Below are 25,386 nucleotides of genomic sequence, written 5' to 3'. Positions count from 1 at the left end.
AGACTTCCCGCCCCGATGGGTGACGTCGTTCCCTTCATCGCCCGAGTGCGCTCCAACGGCGACTGGACGGCCGCCGAACGCGCGCGCCTGGAAGAGCTGGCCGAGCGCCTGTCCGCTGCCGGCGGCCCTCGGGTCGAGACCGTGTTCGGCGCCACCGACTCCGGCGATCCGTGGTGTGTCGTCACCGACGAGAACGGCGACGTGCTGATCCATGTCGCCCGCATCGACGGCAAGTTCGTGGTCCACTCCGCCGTCGACGACACCCTGAGCGAGGGCGCGGACCTGCACGCCGCGCTGCGCGAACGCCTGCACAGCCAGGCCGAGGCGGAGGCCGACTCCGCCGTCGTCGTGCCGTTCGGCCTCGGCGGCCGCCAGGCGCAGACCTTCCTGGCGCTCGTGATCGCCACCGCCTTCTTCTACGAGACGGTGGAATTCGCTGACGCCGCCGAGGCGGCCACCCCGGCCGCCCCCGAACTGCCGGCCGTCGATCCACCGCCGCCCCCGCCCGACATCAAGGCCCCGACCCAGGAGCGCGAGCTCGCCATTCAGGGCGCGGTGCTCTCCGATCCTGCGCAGCCGAAGGCCGCCATGCTGATCGCCATGGCCGCCGAGGTGGTGGCCGCAGGCGGCGCGTCCGGCCAGACCGTGGCCGCGCTCGCGCCGGTCGAAACGCCGAAGCTCGAGGCGCCGCTGGAACAGCCCGCGGTCGCACGTCCGGCGCAGCCCGAGGCGGAGAGCCCGCCGGTTCCGGTCATCGTGGGCGGGGCCGGGGACGACCGGCTGACCGGGTCTGCGGCCGACGAGCGCATCGTCGGCGGCGACGGGAACGACACCCTGATCGGCGGCGGCGGCGCCGACACCCTCGAAGGCGGGGCCGGTCAGGACCAGCTGCAGCTCGGCGTGGGCGTAACGGCCACCGGTGGCGCGGGAGCCGACACCTTCGTGATCGTCGCACCCCAGACGCTGGGGCATGCCGACACGCTCCTGGGCGTGGTGACGGACTTCAGCTTCGCGGAGGGCGACCAGCTGGTGCTCAGCGGTCGGCCCCTGAGCGCGCCCCCGCCGCCAGAAGGTCACGAGCCGCCGGCCAGCGAACCGCCTAACCTCGCTCCGCCCGCCGCCGGCGGCGGCGGCTCGGATCGCGGCGCCGGCGGGACCAGCCCGCCTACAGACGCGGGCGGCCCCGACGTCAACGGCTTCGGCCCCTCGACGGTCGGCCCGCAGGTCCGCATCGAAGTGGATATCGACGGCGACGGCGTCATGGACGGCTACGTGCTGGTGACGATCGCGCCCGACACCGCCGTCTACGACATTCCGGCCGCGAGCCGGGGTTTCGGCTGGGACGACCCCTTCGCCTGACGCACGCGGGCTCAGAGGCCCTTCAGGATCCCCTCGACCATCTTCTTGGCGTCGGCGAACAGCATCATGGTGTTGTCGCGAAAGAAGAGTTCGTTCTCGACGCCGGCGTAGCCAGAGGCCATGCCGCGCTTCACGAACAGCACCGTGCGCGCCTTTTCCACATCCAGGATCGGCATGCCGAAGATCGGCGACTGCGGATCGGTCTTGGCGGCCGGGTTGGTCACGTCATTGGCGCCGATCACGAAGGCCACGTCCGCCGTCGAGAACTCAGAGTTGATGTCCTCCAGCTCGAAGACCTCGTCGTAGGGCACGTTGGCCTCGGCGAGCAGCACGTTCATGTGCCCGGGCATGCGGCCGGCGACCGGGTGGATGGCGTACTTCACCTCGACGCCCTCTTCCTTCAGCTTGTCGGCCATCTCGCGCAGCGCGTGCTGCGCCTGGCTGACCGCCATGCCGTAGCCGGGGACAATGATCACCTTCGAGGCGTTCTTCATGATGAAGGCCGCGTCGTCGGCGGAGCCCTGCTTCACGGGCCGGGTCTCGACCTTTCCGCCGGCCGCCGCCGCGCTGTCGTCGGTGCCGAAGCCGCCGAGGATCACCGAGACGAAGCTGCGGTTCATCCCCTTGCACATGATGTAACTGAGGATGGCGCCCGAGCTGCCCACCAGCGCACCGGTGATGATCAGGGTGGTGTTTTCGAGCGTGAAGCCCAGCGCCGCCGCCGCCCAGCCCGAGTAGCTGTTCAGCATCGACACCACCACGGGCATGTCCGCGCCGCCGATCGGGATGATCAGCGTCACGCCGATCAGCAGCGAGAGCGCGAAGATACCCCAGAACGCCCACAGCGCCGTGCCGCCGCTCATCACCAGGACGACGACCAGCGCCACGATGGCCACGGCGATCAGGATGTTCAGCAGGTGGCGGGCCGGCAGCAGGATCGGCGCGCCGCTCATGTTGCCGTTCAGTTTGGCGAAGGCGATCACCGAGCCGGTGAAGGTGACGGCGCCGATGGCCAGGCCAAGCGAGAGCTCGATCAGCGAGTTCAGGTGCACGTGGCCCGCCTCGCCGATGCCGTAGGCCTCAGGCGTGTGGATGGCGGCGACCGCGACGAGGCAGGCAGCCATGCCGACGAGCGAGTGGAAGGCCGCAACGAGCTGCGGCATCGAGGTCATGGCGACGCGCTTGGCGATCACCGCGCCGATGACGCCGCCGATGGCGACGCCGCCGACGATCAGCGCGAGGGTGAAGGCGTCGAGCGCGCCTTGCGTCCACAAGGTGGCGAGCGCGGTTCCGACCGCGATCGCCATGCCGATCATGCCGTTGCGGTTGCCCGCCTGGCTTGAGGTCGGCGAGGACAGCCCCCGCAGCGCCAGGATGAAGAGGACGCCGGAGACGAGGTAGAGGATCGCAGCGACGTTGGCGTTCACTTCGAACGATCCTTCTTCTTGTACATGGCCAGCATGCGCTGGGTGACGAGGAAGCCGCCGAAGATGTTGACCGCCGCGAAGGCCGCGGCGACAGCGCCGGCGCCCTTGGAGATCAGGACGTTCTGGGTGAGCTCGCCGCCCTGGCCCGAGGCCGCTGCGGCCAGCAGGGCGCCCACGATGATCACCGAGGAGATGGCGTTGGTGACGGCCATCAGCGGCGTGTGCAGCGCCGGCGTCACGCTCCAGACCACGTAGTAGCCGACGAAGATGGCGAGCACGAAGATCGCCAGGCGAAAGACGGTCGGATCGACGGCTTCCATGGATCAGCCCTTCAGCGCGGGGTGGACGATGGCGCCGTCTTTCGTGACCAGCGCGGCCTTGAGGATCTCGTCCTCGTAATCGGGGACGAAGCCGCCTTCCTTGTCCTTCAGCAGCTCGGCGAAGGCAGTCAGGTTGCGGGCGTAGAGCACCGAGGAATCCGCGGCGATCCGGCCCGGCAGGTTGGCGAAGCCGACGATCTTGACGCCGCCGGTTTCGACGACCTCGCCGGCCTTGGAGCCCTCGACGTTGCCGCCCTGCTCCACCGCCAGGTCGACGAGCACCGAGCCGGGCTTCATCGAGGCGACCTGGGCGGCGTTGACCAGCTTCGGCGCCGGCCGGCCCGGGATCAGCGCGGTGGTGATGACGATGTCCTGCTTCTTGATGTGCTCGGTGATCAGCGCCGCCTGTTTGGCCTGGTACTCGGCGCTCATCTCCTTGGCGTAGCCGCCGGACGTCTCGGCCGCCTTGAACTCCTCGTCCTCGACGGCGACGAACTTGCCGCCCAGGCTCTCGACCTGCTCCTTGGTCGCGGGACGGACGTCGGTGGCGGTCACGACCGCGCCCAGGCGCCGGGCCGTGGCGATCGCCTGCAGCCCGGCGACGCCCACGCCCATCACGAAGACCTTGGCCGGCGCGATGGTGCCAGCCGGCGTCATCATCATCGGCAGCGCCCGGCCATAAGCCTCGGCGGCCTCGATCACGGCGCGATATCCGGCGAGGTTGGCCTGGGACGATAGCGCGTCCATCACCTGGGCGCGGGTGATCCGCGGCACGAACTCCATGGCGAAGGCCGTGGCGCCCTGGGCGGCCAGCGCATTCAGCGTCGGTTTGTCCTGGTAGGGGTTCAGCAGGGCCACGACGAGCGCGCCCTTCTTGAGGGCCTTGATCTCGTCGGCCTCGGGCGCGCGCACCTTGAAGACGATGTCCGCCTTGCCGAGCGCGTCGGCCGCGCTCTTGGCCAGGCTCGCTCCGGCGGCCTCGTAGTCGGCGTCCTGGAACGATGCGCTGAGCCCGGCTCCGGCCTCGACGACGACGGAGAACCCCGCCGCGGTCAGCTTCTTCACCGTCTCGGGAACGGCAGCCACGCGGGTCTCGCCCGAGCGGCGCTCCTTGGTGACGGCGATGACCGGCATGCCGCGATGTCCCCCCTGTTTGTAGGGCGGGACCATAGGGGTGCGTTCCGGGGCTTGTCCAGCCGCCGAACAGCAGAATTCAAACGATCGTTTTAAGGTGAGCTATAGGCGGCGCGAGCGGCGGGCGGTCCGAAGGATCGCGCCCGCTCTGCCGCAGGGCGTCGGCGTCAGTGCGCCGCGCCGCCCTTCTTGTCGCGCAGAACCAGCGTGCCCAGCGCGATGACCACGACGGCGGCGATCAGGCCGCTCATGAAGCCGGCTTCGGTGCAGAACCACAGGGTCAGCGCGAGCAGCGCCGCAGCGAGGTACAGCGAACCCCACTTCGTGATGCCCATGACGAGCTTGTAGGTGGCGTTCTGCTCGGCGATGTCCATGTCGCCGCGGTGGTAGTCGGAAGCCGGTCCGGCCATCGGAAGCACGCTCTCCAAGAAGTCTTCGCGCCGGGTGCTACACGATGCGCCCGCCCGGCTCAAGCGGCCCAGCCGTCAGTCCGGCCAGGTCGCCAGCAGCGTACGGAGCGAGGCGACCAGGGCCAGCGGCTGGTCGATCATGATGTGGTGCTCGGACTCCGGGATCTCGATCTCGCGCACGCGATCCCCGAAGAAGCTCCGCTCGCCCGCTTTGCGGCGCTCGATGATCCGGCTTTGCGCGCCATAGATGTGCACCATCGGCACGTTGATCGGCGGCGGCGGCTCGTGCGACGGCGCATTCGTCCGGTCGAGCTTCTCCCACATCGTCGGATCGAACTTCCAGGTCCAGCCATCGCCGGAGCCGTCGGGCAGCGGCGCCCGCTTCAAGGAGCGGCGCGCAATGAAGTCGGCCACGAACAGATTGCCCGCCGGCTGCGGTGGCATCAGCCGGAACCGCCCCAGCGCCTGCTCCAGCGTGGCGTAAACGCGGCTGGGTCGATCGGCAGTCGGGATGTTCCGGACCTGCTCGGCCCGCTTCTTCCGCTCCTCCAGGACCTCGGGCGGGGGACCGCCGAAGCCGGTGTCCACCAGGATGGCGGCCTGCATCTGGTCCGGATTCTGAACCGAAGCGAAGAACACCTGCGCGCCGCCGAAGGAGTGGCCGATGTAGATCGGCTTCGAGCCGCTTTCATAGAGGCCCGCCGCCCGGGCGCAGGCTTCGGCGTCGCCGGCGAAGTCGGCGAAGGCGTAGCGCGCGCGCCATTCCGACTCGCCCATGCCCGCCAGCGAGAAGGCGGCGACGCGGTAATCCTTGGCCAGGAAAGGGGCGATGAAGCTCCACCAGTCGGCGTGCGCGCTGTTGCCGTGCACCAGCAGCAGGCCAGGCTTTCCGAGCTCGCCCCAGGTGAGCAGCTCGAGTTTCGTCCCGTGTGAGACGACGAAGCTGCGCTCGGGCTCGTCGGCGATGGCGTCCTTGAACCAGCGGGGCGCCGGCGGCTCGGCGCCGTTGAACGGCGCGAGGGGCGCCCGCACCTCCGGCGGCAGCCCGTCGGTATGGAACGGACGATCGTCGTAGGACTCGCTCTTCGGCTTCTCGGTCAGGTCGTTCGCCATGTGCGCTCAGGTCTAACGAGCGTTTGAAAGATGGCAAGCGATCTCGAAAGGCAGGCGTCGGGGCGGCCCGTGAGGCGTCGGCACGGGGCAACCACCCCACGGGACTCGGGATGCATGAGCCTACCAGGTGAGCGGCAGGGACACCGGCTTCGTGACCTGCAGGCGGAACCGCACCGGCCGGCCGGTCAGGCCCTCCGGCGGGAGGGGCAGGCTGCGGGTGCGCCGCACCGCCTGAAGGGCCAGCTCGTCCAGCACCTCGGACCCGCTCGGCGTCACGAGGTCGGCCTCGGCGATCCGGCCGTCCGGCCCGAGCTGGAAACGCACCTCGGCCGTGGCCGCCTGGCCCACGCCGCGGCTGTGATCCACCTCGCCTTCCAATCGCCGCTGGACGGCGCGCATCCAAGCGCTTTCGCTTCCGCTCCACATGGGCAGGCGCGGATCGGGTACGTCGGCGGCGGCCGCGGCGGCGCCGAACACGGCGACCGCGGCCAGGGTGGTGAAGACGACTGCTCGCATTTCTCGATGGTCCTTCTGGTTGGAATTCGGGCGCAGGAATACGCGCGGCGTCCACGGCCCGGTACGCGGACGCCGGCGGGTGTTCGGGAGGGAAGCGGTCGGCGCCCGGGCGCCGCGTCAGCCGTCGATGTCGAGGCCCAGCGCCACACGGGCGGCCAGGCGGCTCTGGGCCTTTTCCTGCAACGGGTGGTAACGGGCGGCCTGAACGTCGCGGAAGATCCGCTCAAGGCCGGTCTTGCGATAGAAGCCCGCGCCGCCAGCCGCTTCCATGGCCTTTTCGACGGTGCGGATCGCCGCCCGGCCGACGAGGGTGCGCCCGATCATGATCCGGCTGGTGGCGATGGGCCCGGGCTCCTCAGCGGCGGCGGTGGCCAGCATGTCGGTGAGCGCCAGGCGCGCGGCGGCGAGTTCGGTCTCCATCTCGCCGATCACCAGCTCCACGTCCGGCGAGGACTTGCGCGCCACGGCCAGGTCCAGGGCCTTGTCGCGAGCGGCCTCGGCCAGGCCCACATAGACGGCGTAGATCAGCGGGAAAGCCAGGAGGCTGACGGTATGCATCACCGGGTGCCACTTGCCCGCCGCCCGCCGAACAGCCACCGCAGCCTCGGGCACGAACACGCCGTCCAGCTCGACATCGTGCGAACCGGTGCCGCGCATGCCCAGCGTGCGCCAGGTGTCGAGGATCCGGACGCCGTCGGCCTTCAGCGGGATCGGCAGGTGCAGGACCGTGGGACCTTCCGGCGTGTCGAGCACGGCCATGGTCATCAGCAGGTCGCCGTCCGGCGCGCCGCTGGCGAAGACCTTGCGGCCGGAAATGCGGAAACCGCCCTCCACCGGCACGGCCTTGCAGGAGCCGTCCAGCCAGTCCGAGCCGCCGCTGGACACCAGCGTGAGCTTCTCGGCGACGATACGCTTCAGCAGGCCTTCGACCGCCTCCGGCGTGCGGCGCCAACGCCAGGCCGGAACGGCCACCTGATGGGTGTGCATCGACAGGGCCAGGGCCGTGGAGCCGCAATAGCGGGCCAGGGTCCGGAGCATGTGGGCGAGTTCGGCATGGCTCGAGCCGCCGCCGCCCAGCTCGGCCGGCACGCCGGCGGTGTGGAAGCCCCGCGCCTTCAGCACCTCCAGGTTCTCGCCCACGAAGCCGTCTTCGGCGTCGAATTCGGCGGCGCGGGCGGCCAGTTGCGGACCCACCTCGTGCGCCAGGCGCTCGAAGTCGACGTGTGAGGCGGCGGGGGCTGTAGGTTGCTTTGTCATGGCGATTGTCATGTCGGGTCCTCGAATTTGAGGCGCCCCTATCTCCCGAACGGCGAAGTTCGCTCCAGTTCGAAGAATGAACTTGTCGAACGACGTTCATCTAGCGACGATTTACGCATGAAGGGCTATGGACAATTCTGCCCGGTCGCAAAGACGGCCGAGATCTTCGCCCAGCGGTGGACCCCGCTGATCGTTCGCGAGCTGTGCTTCGGACCGAAGCGCTTCTCCGAAATCCATTTCGGCATGGGCACGATGTCGCGCGCCCTGCTGGTCCAGCGGCTCACGGAGCTGGAAGAGGCCGGCGTGGTGGCGACCGAGCCGCTTGCGCAGGGCAAGCTCTACCGCCTCACCCGGGCGGGAGAGTCGTTCCGCGACATCATCGTGATGATGTCGATCTGGGGACAGCGCTACGGCCAGGGCCGGCTCGGTCCGGCGGACATGGACCCGACCATGCTGGTCTGGAGCATGAAGCGGCAGATCGACCCCCGCGACCTGCCCGACCGCGAGATCGTGGTCCGGCTTGAGTTCCGCGGCGTGCCCAAGGCCCACGCCACCCGGCGCTACTGGTGGATCATCCTGCGCCCCGATGACGTGGAAGTCTGCTTCAAGGCGCCCGAGGGCAAGGACGTGGACGCGGTGATCGCGGCCGAACTCGAGACCTTCATCCGCGTCTGGATGGGCTACGAGGGCTATGCCGAAGCCGTCGAGCGCGGCGCCGTCTCGATGAGTGGTGACGCCATCAGCGTGCGGACGCTGAAGCAGATCCTCAAGGTCGCCGACCAGCCGTACGAGCGGCCGATCGTCTTCGCGCCCTTCGAGCAGGCTGCCTAGACGAGCGCCTCGAACTCGTCGACCAGGCGTTCGAGCTGCTTCATGCCGGCCGCCCAGAACGCCTTTTCGCGGGGGTTCAGGCCGAAGGCGGCGAGCGCCTCCACGTACGTCTTGGTCCCTCCTGCGGCGAGGAGCTGTTCGTATAGCGGCGCGAAGGCGCGGGGATCCTCTCGGCGCTTCTCCATCAGGCCGCGCACCAGGAGATCCCCGAAGGCGTAAGCATAGACGTAGAACGGGGCATGCACGAAGTGGCTGACATAGGCCCAGTAGTGCTCGTAGCCCTTGTTGAGCTTCACCGCGGGCCCCAGGCTCTCGCCCATCACCTCCAGCCAGAGGCCGCCGATCTCCTCCGGCGACAGCTCGCCCTGCAGGCGGGCGGCGTGGAAGCGGGTCTCGAAGCGGTGGAAGGCGATCTGCCGGACCACCGTGTTGATCCCGTCCTCGATCTTCCCGGCCAGAAGCCCACGGCGTTCCTCGGGCGTCGCCTCCGCGAGCAGGCGCTCGAACACCAGGCCCTCGCCGAAGATCGAGGCGGTCTCGGCGAGCGTGAGCGGCGTATCGGCCAGCAGCGTGCCCAGCGGCGCGCACAGCGTCTGGTGGACGGCATGGCCCAGCTCGTGCGCCAGGGTCAGCACGTCTCGCCGCTCACCCATGTAGTTCATGAAGACATACGGGTGCCGGTTGGCGGTGACCGGATGCGAGTAGGCGCCCGACTGCTTGCCTGCGCGCGGTCGCGCGTCGATCCAGGGCTGGGCGAAGAAGATCCGTGCGGTGTCCGCGAACTTCGGCGCCAGCGCCTCGAAGCTCTCGAGGACCATGCCGCGCGCCTCGTCCCAGGCGTAGGTCTTCGGCGGGCCCGCTTCCAGCGGCGCGTTGCGGTCCCATTGATCCAGCGCAGCCTTGCCCAGGACCTTGGCCTTCAGCCGGTAGTAGCGATGGCTGACGGCCTCGTAGGCTTCGACGACCGCGGCTTCCAGCGCCTCCACGGCGTCGGCGTCCACCTCGTTGGCCAGGTGCCGCGCGGCGGCCGGGGTCGGATACTTGCGCCAGCGGTCCTCCACCTGCTTCTCGAAGGCGAGCGTGTTCAGGCAAAGGGCCAGCGTGCCGCTCCGCTGCTCGAGCGCTTTGGTCAGCGCCTGCGCGGCCTGCTTCCGCCGCGCCGCATCCGGATCGGACATGCGGTTCAGGATCTCGGACAGGGTCAGGGTCTCAGGCCCGACCTTGGCCGTCAGCCCGGCCAGCGTCTCGTCGGACAGCCGGACCCAGTTGGCCACCGCCGGCCCGCGGTCCACGAGCAACCGCTCCAGGTCGGGCGAGAGCTCGTGCGGACGGCTCAAGCGCACCCGCCGCAGCCAAGGACGCCAACGCCCGGCTGGCGGATGCGCCGCCAGCGCCGCCTCCAGCTCGGCGTCCTCCAGTTCGTTGATCTCCAGCGTGAAGAACAGGCTCTCGGCGCCGATCTGGGCCGACTTGGCGCGCAGGTCGGCCTCGAACTTCGACCAGGCGGGATCGTTGCGCGCGGTGGACGCCGCCAGCGAGGCGTAGGCGCCGACGCTCCACAGCGCGTTGGTCGCCGCCTCGTAGAGCTGCACGCCCTGGTCCAGCCGCTCGCCCAGCAGCCGCGGCTCGGCGCGGGCGGCCGCGAACTGACCCTTCATCGCCACCAGCTTGGCGTTGGTCTCGCTCGCCGCCTGCAGGTCCGCCGCGATCCTGGGATCGTCCCGGCCGGTGTACAGGTCGTCCAGCCGCCACTCGGGCAGCGTCTCGGTCTTGAAGGGGGCGTTCATGCCCCGACAGATAGGCTCAAGCCTTCTGGGTCGCCAGCAGGATCGAAGTCTCGGTGGAGGCTATGCCCTCGATCTCGCGGATGTGGTCCAGCGCCCGGCTGAATTCGGCCAGCGTCTCGACGTCCAGCTCGGCGACGAGGTCCCAACGGCCGTTGGTCGAGTGCACCTTGTCCACCTCGGGAAAGCCCCGCAGCGCCTTCACCACCGCGCCGGCCCGCTCGCCCTCGATCTCGATGCACATCATGGCGCGGACGCGGTTGGCCTCCAGCTCCGGCTTGGTTCGGATTGTGAACCCCTGGATCACGCCGCGCGCCATCAACCGGTCGATGCGGTTCTGCACCGTTCCCCGCGACACCTTCAGCGCCTGGGCCAGCGACGCCGCCGGCATGCGGGAATCGGATCGCAGCAGTGCGATCAGCCGTCGGTCGAGTTCATCGATCATATCGCCAGGCTATCTTGCCGTTTCCGCAAACTGAACAGCAATCTGTATGCAAGCTGACGCTTTTCGCTAACGCCGCCGTAAGCGACGCTCCTCTGACCAGCTTCGCAGGGAGTTCCACATGGATGGCCGGCCGTTCTTCGTCATGACCGACCCGGGCTGCTTCGATGTCAGCTATCGCATCAACCCGTGGATGGACCCTGACGCCTGGACGCCCGACGACGCCGCAGCCGCATGCGCCGGCTCGGCCAAGCTGCGTCAGGCCCTGGAGGTCGCCGGCGCCCGTGTCGAGGTGATCGGCGCGGTCAGGGGCCTGCCCGACCTGGTGTTCCCCGCCAACGCGGCTGTCGTGCTCAACGGCAAGGTGCTGCTCGCGCGCTTCCGCCACCCCGAACGTCAGGGCGAGGAGGCGATCTTCCGGTCCGTCTTCCAGCGGCTCAAGGCCCGCGGCTATGTCCGGGAGATCGTCGACCTGTCCGACGGCCTGTTCCACGAGGGCGCAGGCGATGCGATCTGGGACCATGATCGCGGGTTCTTCTGGGGCGGATACGGCCCGCGATCCAGCCGCGGCGCCCTGTCGGTCGTGCGCAAGACCTTCGGCCGTGAGGTGGTCCCGCTGCAGCTCGCCACCGAAGCCTTCTACCACCTCGACACCTGCTTCTGCCCGCTGGCGGGCGGTCAGCTGCTCTACTACCCGGCGGCGTTCACGGCGGACGCGCTTGCGACGATCCACGAGCGCGTGCCCGAGCATCAGCGCATCGAAGCCACGAGCGACGAGGCCGCGGCCCTGTGCGTCAACGCGGTCAATCTCGGATCGACGGTGATCATGGCGCGCGCCCCGGACACCCTGCGCCAGAAACTGAACTCGCGAGGCTACGAACTGATCGAGGTGGATCTCGCGCCGTTCATCCGCTCGGGCGGCGCCGCCTACTGCATGACGCTGCGGCTGGACCGCACCAGCCTCCCCGCCGCCTCCATCCTCGCCGCCGAATAGGGGTTCGTCCGATGAACGACATCGCCCTGCAGAACACGCTGACCCAGAGCTACATCGCCATTGAGGCGCTCTACGGCGCGAAGAACTACAAGCCGCTGGACGTGGTGCTGACCCGCGGCGAAGGCGTCCATGTCTGGGACGTCGAAGGCCGCCGGTACATGGACTGCCTTTCCGCCTACTCGGCGGTGAACCAGGGCCACTGTCATCCGAAGATCCTCGCAGCCATGATGGAGCAGGCCCAGCGCCTGACGCTGACCTCGCGGGCCTTCCGCAACGACCAGCTCGCCGCCTTCTACGAGGAGCTCTGCCAGCTCACCAACTCGCACAAGGTGCTGCCGATGAACTCGGGCGCCGAGGCGGTGGAGAGCGCGCTGAAGGTGGCCCGCAAGTGGGGCTATGAGGTCAAGGGCGTCCCCGACGGGCAGGCCGAGATCATCGTCGCGTCCGAGAACTTCCACGGCCGCACCATCAGCATCGTCGGATTCTCCACCGACCCGCAGTCGCGGGGCGGCTTCGGCCCCTTCGCGCCAGGCTTCAAGGTCGTGCCCTACGGCGACGCCAAGGCGCTCGAAGCGGCGGTGACGCCGAACACGGTGGCCGTGCTGCTGGAGCCGATCCAGGGCGAGGCCGGGGTCATCATCCCGCCGGCCGGCTATCTGAAGGCGGCACGAGAGCTCTGCACGCGGCAGAACGTCATTCTGATCCTCGACGAGATCCAGACCGGCCTTGGCCGCACCGGCAAGCTGCTGGCCGAGGAGCACGAGGGCGTCGAGGCCGATCTCACCCTGATCGGCAAGGCGCTCTCCGGCGGCTTCTATCCGGTCTCGGCCGTGCTCTCGAACTCCGAGGTCATGGGCGTGCTGCATCCGGGCGAGCACGGCTCCACCTTCGGCGGCAATCCACTCGCCTGCGCGGTCGCCCGCGCCGCCCTGCGGGTCCTCACCGAGGAGGGCATGGTCGAGAACGCGGCCCGGGTCGGCGCACGGCTCCAAGGCCATCTCGCCGGGATCAAGGCGGGCAGCGTCAAGGACGTCCGCGGCCGCGGCCTGATGCTCGCCGTCGAGCTGCACGCGGAAGCCGGCGGCGCGCGGCGCGTGTGCGAGGCGCTGCAGGCCCGCGGGCTCCTCGCCAAGGAGACCCACGAGCACACCATCCGGATCGCCCCGCCGCTGATCCTGACCGACGCCCAGGCCGATTGGATCGCCGAGCAGTTCGCGGCAGTTCTGCCGAACTAGCCGATCGGCGCGGGAGCCACCCTCGATCCCTGGGGCGTGGCCGGCGCCGCAGCGGCGGTCCGCGCCTCCTTGATCACGTAGGCGCGGATGTCCTCGGCGTCCTTCGGCGTCATGAAGCGCGCGAAGCTGGCCATGCCGCGCGGGGCGCTCAGGCCGTCGATCACCACGCCCTTCCAGTTCTCGGCCGTGGTCAGCATGGGCGAGCGCTTGAGGTCGGGGAGCCAGGCCCCCGAGGCATTCGGCCCGTGGCAGACCTGGCAGTTCTGATGGAACAGCGCGAAGCCGTGCTGCACGTCGCCCGTGGACGGCTGGATCGCCGCGACGTCGATGGGCGCCGCTTGCGGTGGGGTCGGGAACGCAGGAGCCTGAGCCTTGCCGCCCAGCTTGAACACGAGCAGCCGACCGGGCAGCCGCGGGCGCTGGGGCATCGAGGCCGGCGCCGAGATCTGGCCGCCGCCGCCGACGCCCACCATGATCGCCACGTACTGCTCGCCGTCCTGCTCGTAGGTCATCGGCGCGGCGATGATCCCGTTGCCGGTGGGATAGCTCCACAGCTTACTGCCGTTGGCGGCGTCATAGGCGCTGAACTGGCCCTCGGCCGCGCCCTGGAAGACCAGGCCTCCGCCCGTCGACAGCACGCCGGCGTTCCAGAAGTACGGGTGATCCACGGTCCAGACCGGCTTCTGGTTCACGGGGTCCCAGGCGACGAGTTGGCCCTTGATCATGGCGGTCAGGGCCTTGAGCGTCGCCTCGTCGGTCGGCAGCGCATTGGTCAGGAAATCGACGCCCGTGTTCCAGGCGCCCGGCCGGACGCCGAAACCCTTGTCGTCGGTATAGCCGAACGGGGTCACGTTGGTGGGGATGTAGACCAGACCCGTCTTCGGGTTGAACGCCATGGGCTGCCAGTTGTGCGCCCCGAGCGGACCGGGGATCTGCAGCACGGTGGAGGACTGCTGATAGCGCGCGGCCGGGTTCTCGATCGGACGGCCGGTCTTCGGGTCGACGCCGCTCGCCCAGGTGATGTTGGTGTAGTTCTTGGCCGAGATCAGTTTCCCGCTGGCGCGGTCGATCACGTAGAAGAAGCCGTTCTTCGGCGCCTGCATCAGCACCTTACGCGGCTGACCGCCGATGTTCAGATCGGCCAGGATGATGTGCTGGGTGGCGGTGTAGTCCCAGCTCTCGCCCGGCGTCGTCTGATAGTGCCAGACGTACTCGCCCGTGTCGGGCTTCAGCGCCAGGATCGACGAGACGAACAGGTTGTCGCCCTGGCCGCCCGACCGCAGCTTGTGGTTCCACGGATTGCCGTTGCCGATGCCGAAATAGATGAGGTCCAGCTCGGGGTCGTAGGCCATGGAATCCCAGGCCGTGCCGCCGCCGCCGGTCTTCTTCCATTCGCCTTCCGACCAGGTGGCGTTGACCTTCTCACGCATCACCTTGTCCGAGGCCGCGCCGTCCGGCGCGCCCGTCGGATTGGGCACGGTGTAGAAGCGCCAGGCCTGCTTGCCGGTGGCCGCGTCGTAAGCCGTGATGTAGCCGCGAACGCCGTATTCGGCGCCGCCGTTGCCGATCAGCACCTTGTCCTTCACCACGCGCGGCGCGCCGGTGATGGTGTAGGGCTTGGAGGTGTCGGTGGTCTGGACGGACCAGACCTGGTCGCCCGTCTTGGCGTCGAGCGCGATCAGGCGCCCGTCGATCGTGCCGACGTAGACCTTGCCCTTCCAGACCGCGACCCCGCGATTGACCACGTCGCAGCAGGCGTTAAACCCCTTGGCGCCCTCCACCTTCGGATCGAACTTCCAGAGCAGTTCGCCGGTCTTGGCGTTGAAGGCGAAGACCTTGGACCAGGCGGTCGAGGTGTAGAGCACCCCGTCGACGACCAGCGGCGTCGCCTCCTGGCCGCGATCGGTGTCGAACTCGGCGTACCAGGCAAGGCCCAGCTGGCCCACGTTGCCGGCGTTGACCTTGTCCAGGGGCGAGAAGCGCTGCTCTGAATAGCCCTTGCCGTAGGAGACCCATTCGGCGTTGGCGTCCGCCTCGGCAATGCGCTTGCCGTCGACATTGGCCGTACCCGCCTTCTGGCAGGCCGCCAGCGACAGCACCGCGGCCGCAACCAGTCCGAACCGGATGATCTTCATCTCGCCCTCCCGACGGCCGGCTCATTCCCTGGCTCGGCCTTGAGCAGAACTATGCGCGTGTCGGCGCAGGCGGCAAGCATGCCGCCGCGTCACCGCCGGCGTTCATACTACGGCGCGGGTCGCCGTCTCCGAGGTGTTCGCCGCCTGGGGGCGCAGGCGGCCATACGCGGCAGCCAAGCGGTCGATCGCCTCTGTCATCGGCTCAGCCGGCAGGGTGAAGGGCAGGCGCACGAACCGCTCGAAAGCGCCGTCGACGCCGAACCTCGGGCCGGCGGCGATGCGCACGCCGTCCCGCTCGCAGGTTGCGGCCAGGGCGTTGGACACTGGGGCCGGCAATTCGGCCCAGACCGACAGGCCGCCGGGGGGCGGGCTCACGCGCCAGTCGGGCAGGCGTTCCGCCGCCAGCGCAACCAGCAGGTCGCGGCGCTCGCGCAGCTCGGCCCGGCGAGCCGCCAGCGCCGCCTCGTCGTCCTGCAACAGGGCGGCGGCGGCGAGTTGTTCCAGCACGGGCGTTCCCAGGTCGATCGAGGCTCGCATCCGGCCCAGGGCCGCGATCATCTCGGGCTCGGCGCGGATCCAGCCAATGCGGAGGCCGCCCCAGAAGCTCTTGCCGGTCGACCCCAGGCGGACGATCGCGCCCGGCGGCTCGTCGAAGCCGTAGGACGCGCGCGGCTCGTCGAGCGACAGGTCCAGCATGGTCTCATCGAAGACCACCACGGTGCGCGTGCGCACGCCGGCGGCGGCGATGGCCTCGCGCCCGGCGAAGTCCATCCAGCGGCCGGTGGGATTGTGGAAGTCGGGCACCAGGTGCGCGAGCCGGGGCGCGCTCTGCTGGAAGGCGGCCACCACGCCTTCTGCGTCCCAGCCGTCCTGCGGCAGGCTCACCGGCACCGGCCGGCACGACGAGCGCAAGATGGCGTCGATGGCGTTCGGATAGGTCGGGTGGTCGATGACGACCCGGTCGCCCGGCCCGGCCAGCAGGCGCAGCATCAGCGCCCAGGCATGCTGGGCGCCGTGGGTGACCAGAACCTGATCGGGCCTCGTCGGCAGGCCGCGGCGGCTATAGCGGGCGGCGATGGCCTCGCGCAGCACGGGCAGGCCCACGGGCTCGTAGCCGTGGTGCGGCAGATGGGCCGGAAGCGCCTCTATGGCCTTGGCGTAGGCCTGGTGAACGAAATCCCCGGCCGGAAGGGCCGCAGCCGTCAGATCGAGGACCCCCGGCTCACTCGGCCGGATCAGCGGACCGGAATCGCGGTGACCCGGACCTGTCGGCAGCCGGGTCCGCGCGCCCGCGCCCTGGCGGCTCTGCAGGAAGCCCTGCTCGCGCAGGCGAGTGAAGGCGCCCGTCACGGTCGTGCGGCTGACCTCCAGCGCGTGGGCCAGTTCGCGCTCCCCCGGCAGCACCACGTCCAGCGGCAGCCGTCCGTCCAGGATCAGCAGGCGCAGGCCGTCGGCCAGCTGGCGATAGGCGGGACCGACTTGGTCCCCGCGCCACGCGCCAAGGAGGCGCATGAGCGAGGCGGCCCGGATGCGACGAGGGCTCATGAGGCCAGGCTACATCCACTGGCTATTTTTTCAAAGGCCAGTTGCAACCACCTTCGCCGCATGATGACCCGCCGCCTCGCCCAGCTGTTCGCCGGCCTCGTGCTTTACGGCTTTTCGATCGCCGTGATGCTGGAGGCCGGCCTGGGCCTCGAACCGTGGGGCGTCCTGAACGAAGGCGTCACCGAACAGACGCCGCTGTCGTTCGGCCTCGTGGTCTGCCTGATTGGCGCCCTCGTCCTGCTGCTGTGGATCCCGCTGAAGCAGAAGCCGGGCATCGGCACGGTGGCCAACGTCATCGTCATCGGGCTGGCGGTGGACGCTGCCGCGCCCATCGTCCCCGACATCGAGGGCGATCCGCTGCGGGCGCTGTTCCTTGGCTTGGGCATCTTCCTGAACGGGCTCGCCGGCGGTCTCTACATCGGCGCGGGGCTGGGCCCCGGCCCGCGCGACGGGCTGATGACCGGCATCGCCCGGCGCACGGGATGGCCGTTGCGCCGCGTGCGGACCGGCATCGAGCTCACGGTCCTGGCGGTCGGCTGGCTGCTGGGCGGCACGGTCGGCGTGGGCACGGTGCTCTACGCCCTGGCGATCGGCCCGCTGGTGCAGTTCTTCCTGCCCAGGCTCGCGCTGCCGCCAATGGCCCTGAAGACGCCTGCGCTGGCGCCTGCGGAATAGCGGCCGCCGTTAACCTCCGACTCAGGTCTCCGAAACCCCGCCTTTACCCCTGGGATGTATCAATCAGGGACAACAACGAGGGCTGTCCAACGAGGCGGTCCGGTCAATTCGGTGGGTGTTTTCAAATGGCCAAAACGGTCCTGGTCGTCGACGACGACCCGACACAACGGCGCCTGATCCAGGCGGTCCTGGAGCGCGAAGGCTTCGCCGTCGCCCACGCCGAGTCCGGCGACCAGGCGATCGCGCGGCTGGCGGCCGGCGGCGCCGCGGACGTGGTGCTGCTGGACCTCGTGATGCCGGGCATCTCGGGCCAGGACACCCTGGCCGAGATGCGCGCCCGCGGCTTCAACCAGCCGGTGATCGTGGTCACCGCGACCGGCGGCATCGACACCGTCGTCCAGGCCATGCAGGCCGGCGCCACCGACTTCTTCGTCAAGCCGGCCGCGCCCGAGCGCATCATCGTCTCGATCCGCAACGCGCTCTCGATGGGCGCGCTGAAGGGCGAGGTCGATCGCCTGAAGAAGCACACCAGCGGCCGCACCACCTTCGACGACCTGATCGGCGCCTCGCCGGCTATGACCATGGTCAAGCGACTGGGCGAACGGGCGGCGAAGTCGGGCATCCCGATCCTGATCACCGGCGAAAGCGGCGTCGGTAAGGAGGTCATAGCCCGCGCCGTGCACGGCTCGTCCGACCGCGCCGGCAAGCCCTTCGTCGCCGTGAACTGCGGCGCCATTCCCGAGAACCTCGTGGAGTCGATCCTGTTCGGCCACGAGAAGGGCAGCTTCACGGGCGCCACCGACAAGCACCTGGGCAAGTTTCAGGAGGCCAACGGCGGCACGCTGTTCCTCGATGAGGTCGGCGAGCTGCCCCTCGACGTGCAGGTCAAGCTGCTGCGCGCCTTGCAGGAGAGCGAGATCGATCCGATCGGCTCGAAACGCTCGATCAAGGTGGACGTCCGCATCGTCTCGGCCACCAACCGCGACCTGTCGAACGCGGTCACCGAAGGCCGCTTCCGCGAGGACCTCTACTATCGGCTGAACGTCTTCCCGATCGAGGCGCCGTCCCTGCGCGAGCGGAAGGAGGACATTCCCGCCCTCGTCGATTGCTTCGTCCGCCGCTTCAACGTCGAGGAAGGCAAGGCCGTGGTCGGCGCCTCGCCCGACACCCTGGCCTGCCTGACCGCCTTCGACTGGCCGGGCAACGTCCGCCAGCTGGAGAACGCCGTCTATCGGGCCATCGTGCTCGCCGACGCGCCCTATCTGCAGCCGCACGACTTTCCGGCCATCTCGGGCATCGCCGCGCCTGCGCCCGACGCGGCCCCGCTGCCGGTGCCATCGGCCGCCGAACTGGCCGCCGCCCTGCCGATGCCGGAAAGCCCGGTCCGCATCCTCGACCATAAGGGGCACATCCGTCCGTTGGACGAGATCGAGCGCGACCTCATCCAGCACGCCATCGAGGTCTATGCCGGCCACATGAGTGAAGTGGCCCGCAGGCTCGGCATCGGCCGCTCGACGCTCTACCGCAAGGTCCGCGAAAACGGACTGGAAGGCCTGATCAACAGCGCCGAAAGCGACGAAGCCGCGGCCTAGTCGTCCGATTTCCGCCTGAAGGGCTTCCTCTGGAGGCCCTTCTTCTCGCCCTTCGCCTTGGCGGCGATCTCCTTGAGCTTGGCGGTCTGCATGACGGAGAGCGCCTGGCCCGGCGCGCCCTTCTCCGGGTCGCCGAAGGCGCGGCCGTAGGTCTTCACCCGGTCGACGACGCTGCCCAGGAATTCGCCCTCCCAGTCGGAGAGCTCCACGCCCGCCTTTTCCGCGGTCCGGCGGGCGCGTTTCAGCGCGTTCAGGGCGGCGCGCTTGGCGGCGGCCCTCTGGGCCTCGAAGGGCGAGAGGGGCGCCTTGCGCTTCAAATCTCTCCGATCGCGGAGAGATAAAGGTCGAGGATCGCTTCTTCCTCCTGGCGCTTGGCGCGGTCCTGCTTCCGGATGCGGATCACCTTGCGGATGATCTTGACGTCGAAGCCGTTGCCCTTGGCCTCGGCCAGGACTTCCTTCACCTGCTCGGCGATCTCGGCCTTCTCCTGCTCGAGGCGCTCGACGCGCTCGATGATGCTCTTCAGCTGCCCCTGCGCCGTGGCGTTCAGGATGTCGGAGTGAGCGGAAGCGTCGTCGGCCATGGCAAAGCTCTATCTCAAGTGGGTGGCGACAGGGAAGGCGCGGTGTTTAGCGGCCCGCGAAGGGACTGTCATGCGGCCATGAACCTCGACTAGAAGCTAGCCGTTGAGACGCATCGACGCGGAGGGATCTGACATGTCCGACGGCAAACGCCGGCCCAGCGAAGAGGAAGCGCTGGCCGCGGTGCGCACGCTCATCGAATGGGCGGGCGACGATCCCGACCGCGAGGGCCTGCTGGATACGCCCAAGCGCGTGGTGAAGTCCTACAAGGAGCTGTTCTCGGGCTATGAGAGCGACCCACGCGAGTATCTCGAGCGCACCTTCGACGAGGTCGGGGGCTATGACGAGCTGGTGGTCCTGAAGGACATCCGCGTTGTGAGCTTCTGCGAGCACCACATGCTGCCGTTCCTCGGCAAGGCCCATGTCGGCTATCTTCCGCGTAACCGCGTGGTCGGCATCTCCAAGCTGGCCCGCGTCGTCCACGGCTTCGCCCGCCGCCTGCAGATCCAGGAGAAGCTGACAGCCGAGATCGCCGAGGCGATCCAGGACATCCTCGATCCGAAGGGCGTCGGCGTGGTCATCGTTTCCGAGCACTCGTGCATGACCATGCGCGGCGTGAACACCCCAGGCTCCAGGCTCACCACAAGCCACCTCCTGGGCGAAGTCCGCGACGATCCGCGCACCCGCCAGGAGTTCTTCGAACTGGTCCGCAACGGCGGGTGACGCGCGGCCGCGACGCCTGATGCGGCTCAGCCTCGGGGGGAGCCATGTCGACGCTCGTGATCGCCTTGGTGCTGGGCTCGGCGCTGCTGCACGCGTCGTGGAACGCCCTGCTGCGCTCGGACGCCGACCGCCTGAAGTTCATCGCCGTGATGAGCAGCCTCTGCGCGCTCATCGCCCTGCCGGTGGCGCTGCTCGCGCCGAGGCCTTCGCCGGAGAGCTGGCCCTACGTGGCGGCCTCGGGGGCGGTGCAGATCGCCTACTGCCTGCTGCTGGTGAGATCCTACCGCGACGGTCACCTGGCGCAGGTCTATCCGATCGCGCGCGGCACGGCCCCGCTGCTGGTCACCTTGGGCGCTGCGCTGTTCGCCGGCGAGCGCCTGACCCCGCTGGGCCTGGCCGGCGTCGGCCTCGTTTCCACCGGCATCACCACCCTCACCTTCGGCAAGGGCCGGCCGGACCTTCGCACCGCCGCCTCCGCCGTCGCCACCGGCGCGGCGATCGCCAGCTACATGGTGATCGACGGCTTGGGCGTTCGGCTGTCGGGCTCGCCTATCGGCTATGCGGCGTGGCAGGCGGTCGCCCAAGGCGCGCCGATGCCGTTCGTCTACCTGCTGCTCCGCCGCCGTTGGCCCACCCTGGCGCTCGACGTGAACCTCCTGCGCGTGGCCGTCGGCGCGGCGATCTCGGTGCTGGCCTACGGCGTCGTGCTCTGGGCCATGAGCCTGAGCCCGATGGGACAGGTCTCGGCGCTGCGCGAGACCAGCATCCTGTTCGCCGCCGTGATCGGGGCGATCTTCCTGCGCGAGCCGTTCACCCCGCGCGGCCTTCTGGGCGCCGGGATGATCGCGGCCGGCGCCGTGGCGCTTGGCTTCTGCTGAAGGAGAGCGGGGCTGAGCGCGGCCGGCGCCCATCGGGGGCACGCCGGCGTCGTGCGCCGCTCCATGGCGCGCACATGCAAAAGGAACCGGTCGAGCTCGGCCGGTTCCCGGAAGATCTTCGCGTTAAAGCGTGCGCGGATGCCGAAGTCGCGGAACCGCCGCCTTCGGCAGGTCTGCGTCGTTAGCCCTGCTTGGCCTTAAACCGCGGGTCGGTCTTGTTGATGATGTACACCCGGCCCTTGCGGCGCACGAGCTTGCAGTCGCGGTGACGCGTCTTGAGCGACTTGAGCGAGCTTCTGACCTTCATGACCGTGTACAGCTGTGGGGGCGTCGTCGCCCCGGTTTCGACAAGAGGGCGCGCATATACGGGGGCATACGCCTTTCGTCAACCTGACGGCGTTGTGATTGGGTCCCGAGTCAGCAAGCCATAGATATCGGATGATGCGTCGCCGCCTGCTTCTCGCCCTCTACGTCCTCGCCGGATGCGCCAGCCCGCCGAGACCCGCTCCGCCGCCCGTCGCCGCCGTGCCGGCGCCCGCGGAAGCGCCGCCGCCGGCGGCAGCCGCGCCTGTCACGCCGCCGACCGCGTCCGGCGACATGATCTTCGACGCCTGGGCCGCCGAGTTTCAGGGCCGGGCGCTTGCCGCCGGCATCCGCGCTGACGTCCTGCAGCGCGAGATGGCCGGCTTGACGCCAGATCCCCGCGTGGCCGGCCTCGATAGCCGTCAGCCCGAGTTCTCCAAGCCTGTCAGCGAATATCTGAAGGGCGTCATCACCAGCAATCGGGCCGCGATCGGTCAGCGGCGCCGGACCGAGATGACCGAGTTCGACGCCATCGAGGCGCGTTACGGCGTGCCGCGGGAGATCCTGCTGGGCGTCTGGGCGCTGGAGAGCGGCTTCGGGGCCATCCAGGGCGACATGGACGTGATCCGCTCGGTGGCCACCCTGGCCGCCCAGGGCCGCCGTCGCGCCTGGGCCGAGGGCGAGCTGATCGCCGCCTTGAAGATCATCCAGTCAGGCGAGCATCCGCGCTCGCGTCTGAAGGGCTCCTGGGCCGGCGCCATGGGCCAGACCCAGTTCATCCCGAGCACCTTCCTCACGACCGCCGTGGATTTCGACGGCGACGGCAAGCGCGACATCTGGGCCTCGCGCGGCGACGCCCTGGCCTCGGCCGCCAACCTGCTCGCCAAGGGCGGCTGGGTGCGCGGCCAGAGCTGGGCCCGCGAAGTGACGGTTCCGTCCGGCTTCGACTTTGGCCAGACCGAGGGCCCCAGGCTGACCCCCGTCCAGTGGGCCGAGCTCGGCGTTCGGCGCGCCGACGGCCTGCCCTGGGCCGAGGCGGACCTGGCGGCGCAGGCCCAGCTCGTCGCGCCGGCCGGCGCGCGCGGGCCGCTATTCCTCCTGTTCCCCAACCATTTCGCGATCCGCAAGTACAACAACAGCCTCGCCTACGCGCTCGGCGTCGGCATGCTGGCCGACCGGTTCTCCGGCTTGGACGGCGTGGTCCGCCCCTGGCCGCAGGAGCAGCCGCTGTCTCTGGTTGACCGCATGACCGCGCAGCGGGCTTTGAACGCCCTGGGCTTCAACGCCGGCAATCCTGACGGCGTCGTGGGAATGAACACCCGCACCGCCTTGCGCAACTGGCAGAAGGCCCGCGGTTTGGTCGCCGACGGCTATCTGTCGCCAGAGATGGTGCAGAAGCTGAAGGCCGAAGCGGGGCCCGGCTAGACGCCGCCCTCGTCGCTCTTCTCGAGCGTGGCCGCCGCGGCCGCCTCCCGGCTCGCGGGCTGCGGATCGGCGTTCCTAAGCTGGGTGTTGCGGAAGGCGTAGATCAGCATCGCGCCCATCAGGCTTGCGTTCAGCAGGAACGGAGCCGGCCCCACGTGCTCGTAGAGCCAGACGAACAACGGCGCGAGCACCACGTTGATGCCGTTCACCGCGGCGATGGCGCCCGCCACCCGGGCCTGTTCGTCGTTGCCGACGGCGATCGAGGAGCCCGCCGTGAAGCCCGGCCGGGCGAAGCCGAACCCCAGGCTGGAGATCGCATAGCCGGCCACCACCACGTAGTAGTCGGGCGAGAGCGCCACGATGAGGTTGCCCGCGGCCGCCACGGCCACCCCCCAGCGCAGCAGCTGGCGCGGGGTCATCTGGAACATGCGGATGATGCCCCACTGGGCGAGCAGCCCGGCCACGGCGCCGAACATCATGGCGATGGCGATGAAGTACTGCGCCTCGGTGGGCGACATCCCCAGCTTGTCGATGATCAGGAAGCCCAGCGTCTGAGCCTGGGCCGTCTGGCAGGTCGCGACGATGAAGCCGTAGATCAGGAACGGCTTGATTCGCGGATCGCGCCACATCGCCTTCTCCTTCCGCGCGCCCGCCACCACGGGGCGGCGCGGGCGGCGCGCGTCCTCGGCGACAGGCGTTTCGGGCAGGTAGCGCCAGACCACGAACAGCATGGCCGCGGCGATCAGGGCGAAGGTGAAGAGCGGTCCGGCCAGACCCACGACCGGATACACGAAGAGCGGCGCGAGGAAGGGCCCGATGACGGTTCCGAGGCCGAACGCGCCCGCTAGGCTGGCCATCGCCTGGGTGCGCTTGTCCAGCGGCGTCCGCTCGGCGACGTAGGCCTGGGTCGCGGGGTTCGACGCCGCACCGAACAGCCCGAACAGCGCCCGCGCCAGCAGGAAGAGGGCGAAGATCACCATCGGAGTGGCCCAGTGGCGCAGACCTGCGCTCACCACCACCCCGCACAGCGCCATCGAGACCATGAAGCCCGACAGGCCGACCATCATCAGCGGCTTGCGGCCGTAGCGATCCGAGGCCCTGGCCCACCAGGGCGACGAGACGGCCCAGAGCACCGCCGACAGCGAAAAGATCGCCGCCACCATCGGATCGGGGATGCCGATCGAGCGGCCGATGGCCGGAAGCACCGAGATCAGGCCCGTGTTGCCGAGCGCCGTCGCCAACGACACGCAGAAGATGATTGTGAAGGGCCGGCGCGACAGGCCGTCTCCCGTGGACGCGGAGCTGGGCATCGCTGCCGGCTTACGCCCGAAGCCCGCCGCCGCAAACCCCAAACGCCGCCGGACGCTCACAACACATTAAGCATTAATGGCGATGCTTCCGCCTGCTTCCGGGGGAGCCCATGTTCCAGATCGTCGGTATCGTGCTGCTGTTCGCGCTCGTGTTCGGCAGCTACATCATTTCGGGCGGCAACATGGGGGTGATCCTCCATGCGCTCCCGCACGAGATGATGGCCATCGGCGGCGCGGGCGTGGCGAGCTTCCTGATCGCCAACTCGATGCCGGTGATCAAGGGCACCGCAGGCGGCTTCGGAAAGATCTTCTCCGGGCCGAAGTGGAAGGCGGCCGACTACCGCGACCTGCTCAGCCTGCTGTTCCTGCTGACCAAGACGATGAAGTCCAAGGGCGTCATCGCCCTCGAGAGCCACATCGAAAATCCGGCCGAGAGCTCGATCTTCACCCGCTTCCCGAAGATCATGAAGGACCACTTCGCCATCGACTTCATCTGCGACACGCTGCGGATGATGACCATGAACCTGGAGGATCCCCACCAGGTCGAGGACGCGATGGAGAAGCAGCTCGAGAAGCACCATCACGAGGCGCTGGCCCCCAGCCACGCCCTGCAGAACCTCGCCGACGCCCTGCCCGCCCTGGGCATCGTGGCGGCCGTGCTGGGCGTCATCAAGACGATGGGCGCCATCACCGAGCCGCCGGAGATCCTCGGCGAGATGATCGGCTCGGCGCTCGTCGGCACCTTCATGGGCGTGTTCCTGGCCTATGGCCTGGTGGGCCCGTTCGCCAGCCGGATGAAGGAAGTCACCGAGGAAGAAGGCGCCTTCTACCGGATCATCCAGTCGGTGCTGGTCGCGCATCTGCACGGCAACGCCGCCCAGATCTCCGTCGAGATCGGCCGCGGCAACGTGCCGTCCGGAGCCCAGCCCAGCTTCCTCGAGCTGGAAGAAGCGCTCTCCAACATCCCGAACGAAGCCTAGGCCTCGCCTTGCTCCGAAGCGGCGGCGCGGCTTACTCGTAAGCCCCACCGCGCGGGTCCGCGCCCGCTCGGCATCGAGAGAGGAAGAGGTCCATGACCAACGAAATCCTGCGCAAGCTCATCGTGGCCGGCGCCGCCGTGGCCGCCCTGGCCGTCGCCGCCTGCTCGAAGTCGGAAGAGGCGCACGAGGCGGCGCCTGCGACCACCGATGCGGCCGCCACGCCGGCCGACGCTACCGCCGCCATGGAGGCCGCCGTGGCCGACGCCGCCCAGGCGGCGGGCGACACGTCGACGACCGAGCCGACGGACGCCGTTCCGGCGGGCGAGGCGCCCACGACGCCGCCGGCCGCCGAAGCTCCCGCCGAGAAGCACTAAGCCTCTCCATGCGTTTGGCCTGAGAACGAGGGTCGCCGCTGGC

The 25,386-nt window shown here is 69.3% G+C and carries 26 protein-coding genes; 11 read left to right on the top strand and 15 right to left on the bottom strand.

Going from position 1 to position 25,386, the window contains the following annotated elements:
• Nucleotides 1–15 precede the first annotated feature (15 nt).
• Nucleotides 16–1,359 (top strand): calcium-binding protein, encoded by a 1,344-nt coding sequence (locus tag ACO2Q0_RS10560; protein WP_423351446.1) that lies wholly within the window; start codon nucleotides 16–18, stop codon nucleotides 1,357–1,359.
• A gap of 11 nt (nucleotides 1,360–1,370) precedes the next feature.
• Here ACO2Q0_RS10560 and ACO2Q0_RS10555 read toward each other — a convergent pair whose 3' ends face one another.
• The 7 genes from ACO2Q0_RS10555 to ACO2Q0_RS10525 all read right to left on the bottom strand — a co-directional run bounded on the left by ACO2Q0_RS10555 (nucleotide 1,371) and on the right by ACO2Q0_RS10525 (nucleotide 7,536).
• Nucleotides 1,371–2,786, bottom strand: coding sequence for an NAD(P)(+) transhydrogenase (Re/Si-specific) subunit beta (locus ACO2Q0_RS10555; protein ID WP_423351445.1), 1,416 nt, complete (start codon nucleotides 2,784–2,786; stop codon nucleotides 1,371–1,373).
• Nucleotides 2,783–3,106 carry a proton-translocating transhydrogenase family protein gene (locus tag ACO2Q0_RS10550; protein WP_423351444.1) on the bottom strand — a complete coding sequence of 108 codons (324 nt, stop codon included), beginning with the start codon at nucleotides 3,104–3,106 and terminating at the stop codon, nucleotides 2,783–2,785. The genes ACO2Q0_RS10555 and ACO2Q0_RS10550 overlap by 4 nt, the downstream gene beginning before the upstream one ends.
• Nucleotides 3,107–3,109: 3 nt before the next feature.
• Complete coding sequence (locus tag ACO2Q0_RS10545; protein ID WP_423351443.1) at nucleotides 3,110–4,240, bottom strand: Re/Si-specific NAD(P)(+) transhydrogenase subunit alpha; 1,131 nt, start codon at nucleotides 4,238–4,240, stop codon at nucleotides 3,110–3,112.
• A gap of 167 nt (nucleotides 4,241–4,407) precedes the next feature.
• Nucleotides 4,408–4,650: an aa3-type cytochrome c oxidase subunit IV gene (locus ACO2Q0_RS10540; protein ID WP_423351442.1), complete on the bottom strand. Its 243-nt coding sequence runs from the start codon at nucleotides 4,648–4,650 to the stop codon at nucleotides 4,408–4,410.
• Nucleotides 4,651–4,725: 75 nt separating this feature from the next.
• Nucleotides 4,726–5,763: an alpha/beta fold hydrolase gene (locus ACO2Q0_RS10535; protein ID WP_423351441.1), complete on the bottom strand. Its 1,038-nt coding sequence runs from the start codon at nucleotides 5,761–5,763 to the stop codon at nucleotides 4,726–4,728.
• Nucleotides 5,764–5,883: 120 nt separating this feature from the next.
• Nucleotides 5,884–6,279 (bottom strand): energy transducer TonB, encoded by a 396-nt coding sequence (locus tag ACO2Q0_RS10530; RefSeq protein WP_423351440.1) that lies wholly within the window; start codon nucleotides 6,277–6,279, stop codon nucleotides 5,884–5,886.
• A 117-nt stretch (nucleotides 6,280–6,396) separates the two neighbouring features.
• Nucleotides 6,397–7,536, bottom strand: coding sequence for an acyl-CoA dehydrogenase family protein (locus tag ACO2Q0_RS10525; RefSeq protein WP_423351439.1), 1,140 nt, complete (start codon nucleotides 7,534–7,536; stop codon nucleotides 6,397–6,399).
• A 117-nt stretch (nucleotides 7,537–7,653) separates the two neighbouring features.
• On the opposite strand from ACO2Q0_RS10525, the gene ACO2Q0_RS10520 reads away from it, so the two are divergent.
• Nucleotides 7,654–8,367 (top strand): winged helix-turn-helix transcriptional regulator, encoded by a 714-nt coding sequence (locus ACO2Q0_RS10520; protein WP_423351438.1) that lies wholly within the window; start codon nucleotides 7,654–7,656, stop codon nucleotides 8,365–8,367.
• Here the strand turns inward: ACO2Q0_RS10520 and ACO2Q0_RS10515 are convergent.
• Nucleotides 8,364–10,154 (bottom strand): M3 family oligoendopeptidase, encoded by a 1,791-nt coding sequence (locus ACO2Q0_RS10515; RefSeq protein WP_423351437.1) that lies wholly within the window; start codon nucleotides 10,152–10,154, stop codon nucleotides 8,364–8,366. The genes ACO2Q0_RS10520 and ACO2Q0_RS10515 overlap by 4 nt on opposite strands.
• Before the next feature lie 16 nt (nucleotides 10,155–10,170).
• Nucleotides 10,171–10,596 carry an Lrp/AsnC family transcriptional regulator gene (locus tag ACO2Q0_RS10510; protein ID WP_423351436.1) on the bottom strand — a complete coding sequence of 142 codons (426 nt, stop codon included), beginning with the start codon at nucleotides 10,594–10,596 and terminating at the stop codon, nucleotides 10,171–10,173.
• A 118-nt stretch (nucleotides 10,597–10,714) separates the two neighbouring features.
• On the opposite strand from ACO2Q0_RS10510, the gene ACO2Q0_RS10505 reads away from it, so the two are divergent.
• Both ACO2Q0_RS10505 and rocD read left to right on the top strand, forming a co-directional pair.
• Entirely contained in the window at nucleotides 10,715–11,587 is an 873-nt protein-coding gene (locus ACO2Q0_RS10505; protein ID WP_423351435.1) for a dimethylarginine dimethylaminohydrolase family protein, read from the top strand.
• Between the two features lie 11 nt (nucleotides 11,588–11,598).
• Nucleotides 11,599–12,822: an ornithine--oxo-acid transaminase gene (gene rocD / locus ACO2Q0_RS10500; RefSeq protein ID WP_423351434.1), complete on the top strand. Its 1,224-nt coding sequence runs from the start codon at nucleotides 11,599–11,601 to the stop codon at nucleotides 12,820–12,822.
• On the opposite strand, the gene ACO2Q0_RS10495 is transcribed toward rocD, so the two are convergent.
• Nucleotides 12,819–14,957: a PQQ-dependent dehydrogenase, methanol/ethanol family gene (locus tag ACO2Q0_RS10495; protein ID WP_423351433.1), complete on the bottom strand. Its 2,139-nt coding sequence runs from the start codon at nucleotides 14,955–14,957 to the stop codon at nucleotides 12,819–12,821. The two genes, rocD and ACO2Q0_RS10495, sit on opposite strands and share 4 nt — an antisense overlap.
• Before the next feature lie 102 nt (nucleotides 14,958–15,059).
• Nucleotides 15,060–16,502 carry a PLP-dependent aminotransferase family protein gene (locus tag ACO2Q0_RS10490; protein WP_423351432.1) on the bottom strand — a complete coding sequence of 481 codons (1,443 nt, stop codon included), beginning with the start codon at nucleotides 16,500–16,502 and terminating at the stop codon, nucleotides 15,060–15,062.
• 63 nt (nucleotides 16,503–16,565) lie between these two features.
• Here ACO2Q0_RS10490 and ACO2Q0_RS10485 point away from each other — a divergent pair, with 63 nt between their 5' ends.
• Together ACO2Q0_RS10485 and ACO2Q0_RS10480 are read left to right on the top strand one after the other, a co-directional pair.
• Complete coding sequence (locus ACO2Q0_RS10485; RefSeq protein WP_423351431.1) at nucleotides 16,566–17,177, top strand: YczE/YyaS/YitT family protein; 612 nt, start codon at nucleotides 16,566–16,568, stop codon at nucleotides 17,175–17,177.
• Nucleotides 17,178–17,302: 125 nt separating this feature from the next.
• Complete coding sequence (locus tag ACO2Q0_RS10480; protein ID WP_423351430.1) at nucleotides 17,303–18,769, top strand: sigma-54-dependent transcriptional regulator; 1,467 nt, start codon at nucleotides 17,303–17,305, stop codon at nucleotides 18,767–18,769.
• Here ACO2Q0_RS10480 and ACO2Q0_RS10475 read toward each other — a convergent pair.
• Complete coding sequence (locus ACO2Q0_RS10475) at nucleotides 18,766–19,086, bottom strand: hypothetical protein (RefSeq protein WP_423351429.1); 321 nt, start codon at nucleotides 19,084–19,086, stop codon at nucleotides 18,766–18,768. The genes ACO2Q0_RS10480 and ACO2Q0_RS10475 overlap by 4 nt on opposite strands.
• Nucleotides 19,083–19,352, bottom strand: a complete 270-nt coding sequence (locus ACO2Q0_RS10470) for a DUF2312 domain-containing protein (protein ID WP_423351428.1) — start codon at nucleotides 19,350–19,352, stop codon at nucleotides 19,083–19,085. The genes ACO2Q0_RS10475 and ACO2Q0_RS10470 overlap by 4 nt, the downstream gene beginning before the upstream one ends.
• Nucleotides 19,353–19,485: 133 nt before the next feature.
• Between ACO2Q0_RS10470 and folE the strand changes: the two genes are divergently transcribed.
• Together folE and ACO2Q0_RS10460 are read left to right on the top strand one after the other, a co-directional pair.
• Complete coding sequence (folE, locus tag ACO2Q0_RS10465; RefSeq protein WP_423351427.1) at nucleotides 19,486–20,073, top strand: GTP cyclohydrolase I FolE; 588 nt, start codon at nucleotides 19,486–19,488, stop codon at nucleotides 20,071–20,073.
• A gap of 44 nt (nucleotides 20,074–20,117) precedes the next feature.
• Nucleotides 20,118–20,951 (top strand): EamA family transporter, encoded by an 834-nt coding sequence (locus ACO2Q0_RS10460; protein ID WP_423351426.1) that lies wholly within the window; start codon nucleotides 20,118–20,120, stop codon nucleotides 20,949–20,951.
• Nucleotides 20,952–21,132: 181 nt separating this feature from the next.
• Here the strand turns inward: ACO2Q0_RS10460 and ykgO are convergent, their stop codons facing one another.
• Nucleotides 21,133–21,258, bottom strand: a complete 126-nt coding sequence (ykgO, locus tag ACO2Q0_RS10455) for a type B 50S ribosomal protein L36 (RefSeq protein WP_111513452.1) — start codon at nucleotides 21,256–21,258, stop codon at nucleotides 21,133–21,135.
• A 134-nt stretch (nucleotides 21,259–21,392) separates the two neighbouring features.
• On the opposite strand from ykgO, the gene ACO2Q0_RS10450 reads away from it, so the two are divergent.
• Entirely contained in the window at nucleotides 21,393–22,679 is a 1,287-nt protein-coding gene (locus tag ACO2Q0_RS10450; RefSeq protein ID WP_423351425.1) for a lytic murein transglycosylase, read from the top strand.
• On the opposite strand, the gene ACO2Q0_RS10445 is transcribed toward ACO2Q0_RS10450, so the two are convergent.
• Nucleotides 22,676–23,989, bottom strand: a complete 1,314-nt coding sequence (locus ACO2Q0_RS10445; protein ID WP_423351424.1) for an MFS transporter — start codon at nucleotides 23,987–23,989, stop codon at nucleotides 22,676–22,678. The two genes, ACO2Q0_RS10450 and ACO2Q0_RS10445, sit on opposite strands and share 4 nt — an antisense overlap.
• 110 nt (nucleotides 23,990–24,099) lie before the next feature.
• Here ACO2Q0_RS10445 and motA point away from each other — a divergent pair, with 110 nt between their 5' ends.
• On the top strand, nucleotides 24,100–24,969 hold the full coding sequence (gene motA / locus ACO2Q0_RS10440) for a flagellar motor stator protein MotA (RefSeq protein ID WP_423351423.1): 870 nt from the start codon (nucleotides 24,100–24,102) through the stop codon (nucleotides 24,967–24,969).
• 92 nt (nucleotides 24,970–25,061) lie between these two features.
• Entirely contained in the window at nucleotides 25,062–25,343 is a 282-nt protein-coding gene (locus ACO2Q0_RS10435) for a hypothetical protein (protein ID WP_423351422.1), read from the top strand.
• Nucleotides 25,344–25,386 lie beyond the last annotated feature (43 nt).

The sequence above is a fragment of the Phenylobacterium sp. VNQ135 genome (assembly GCF_049445735.1).
Lineage (GTDB): Bacteria > Pseudomonadota > Alphaproteobacteria > Caulobacterales > Caulobacteraceae > Phenylobacterium.
The sequence above is the reverse complement of the archived record's forward strand: the minus strand, read 5'-3'. Positions and strand labels throughout refer to the sequence as shown.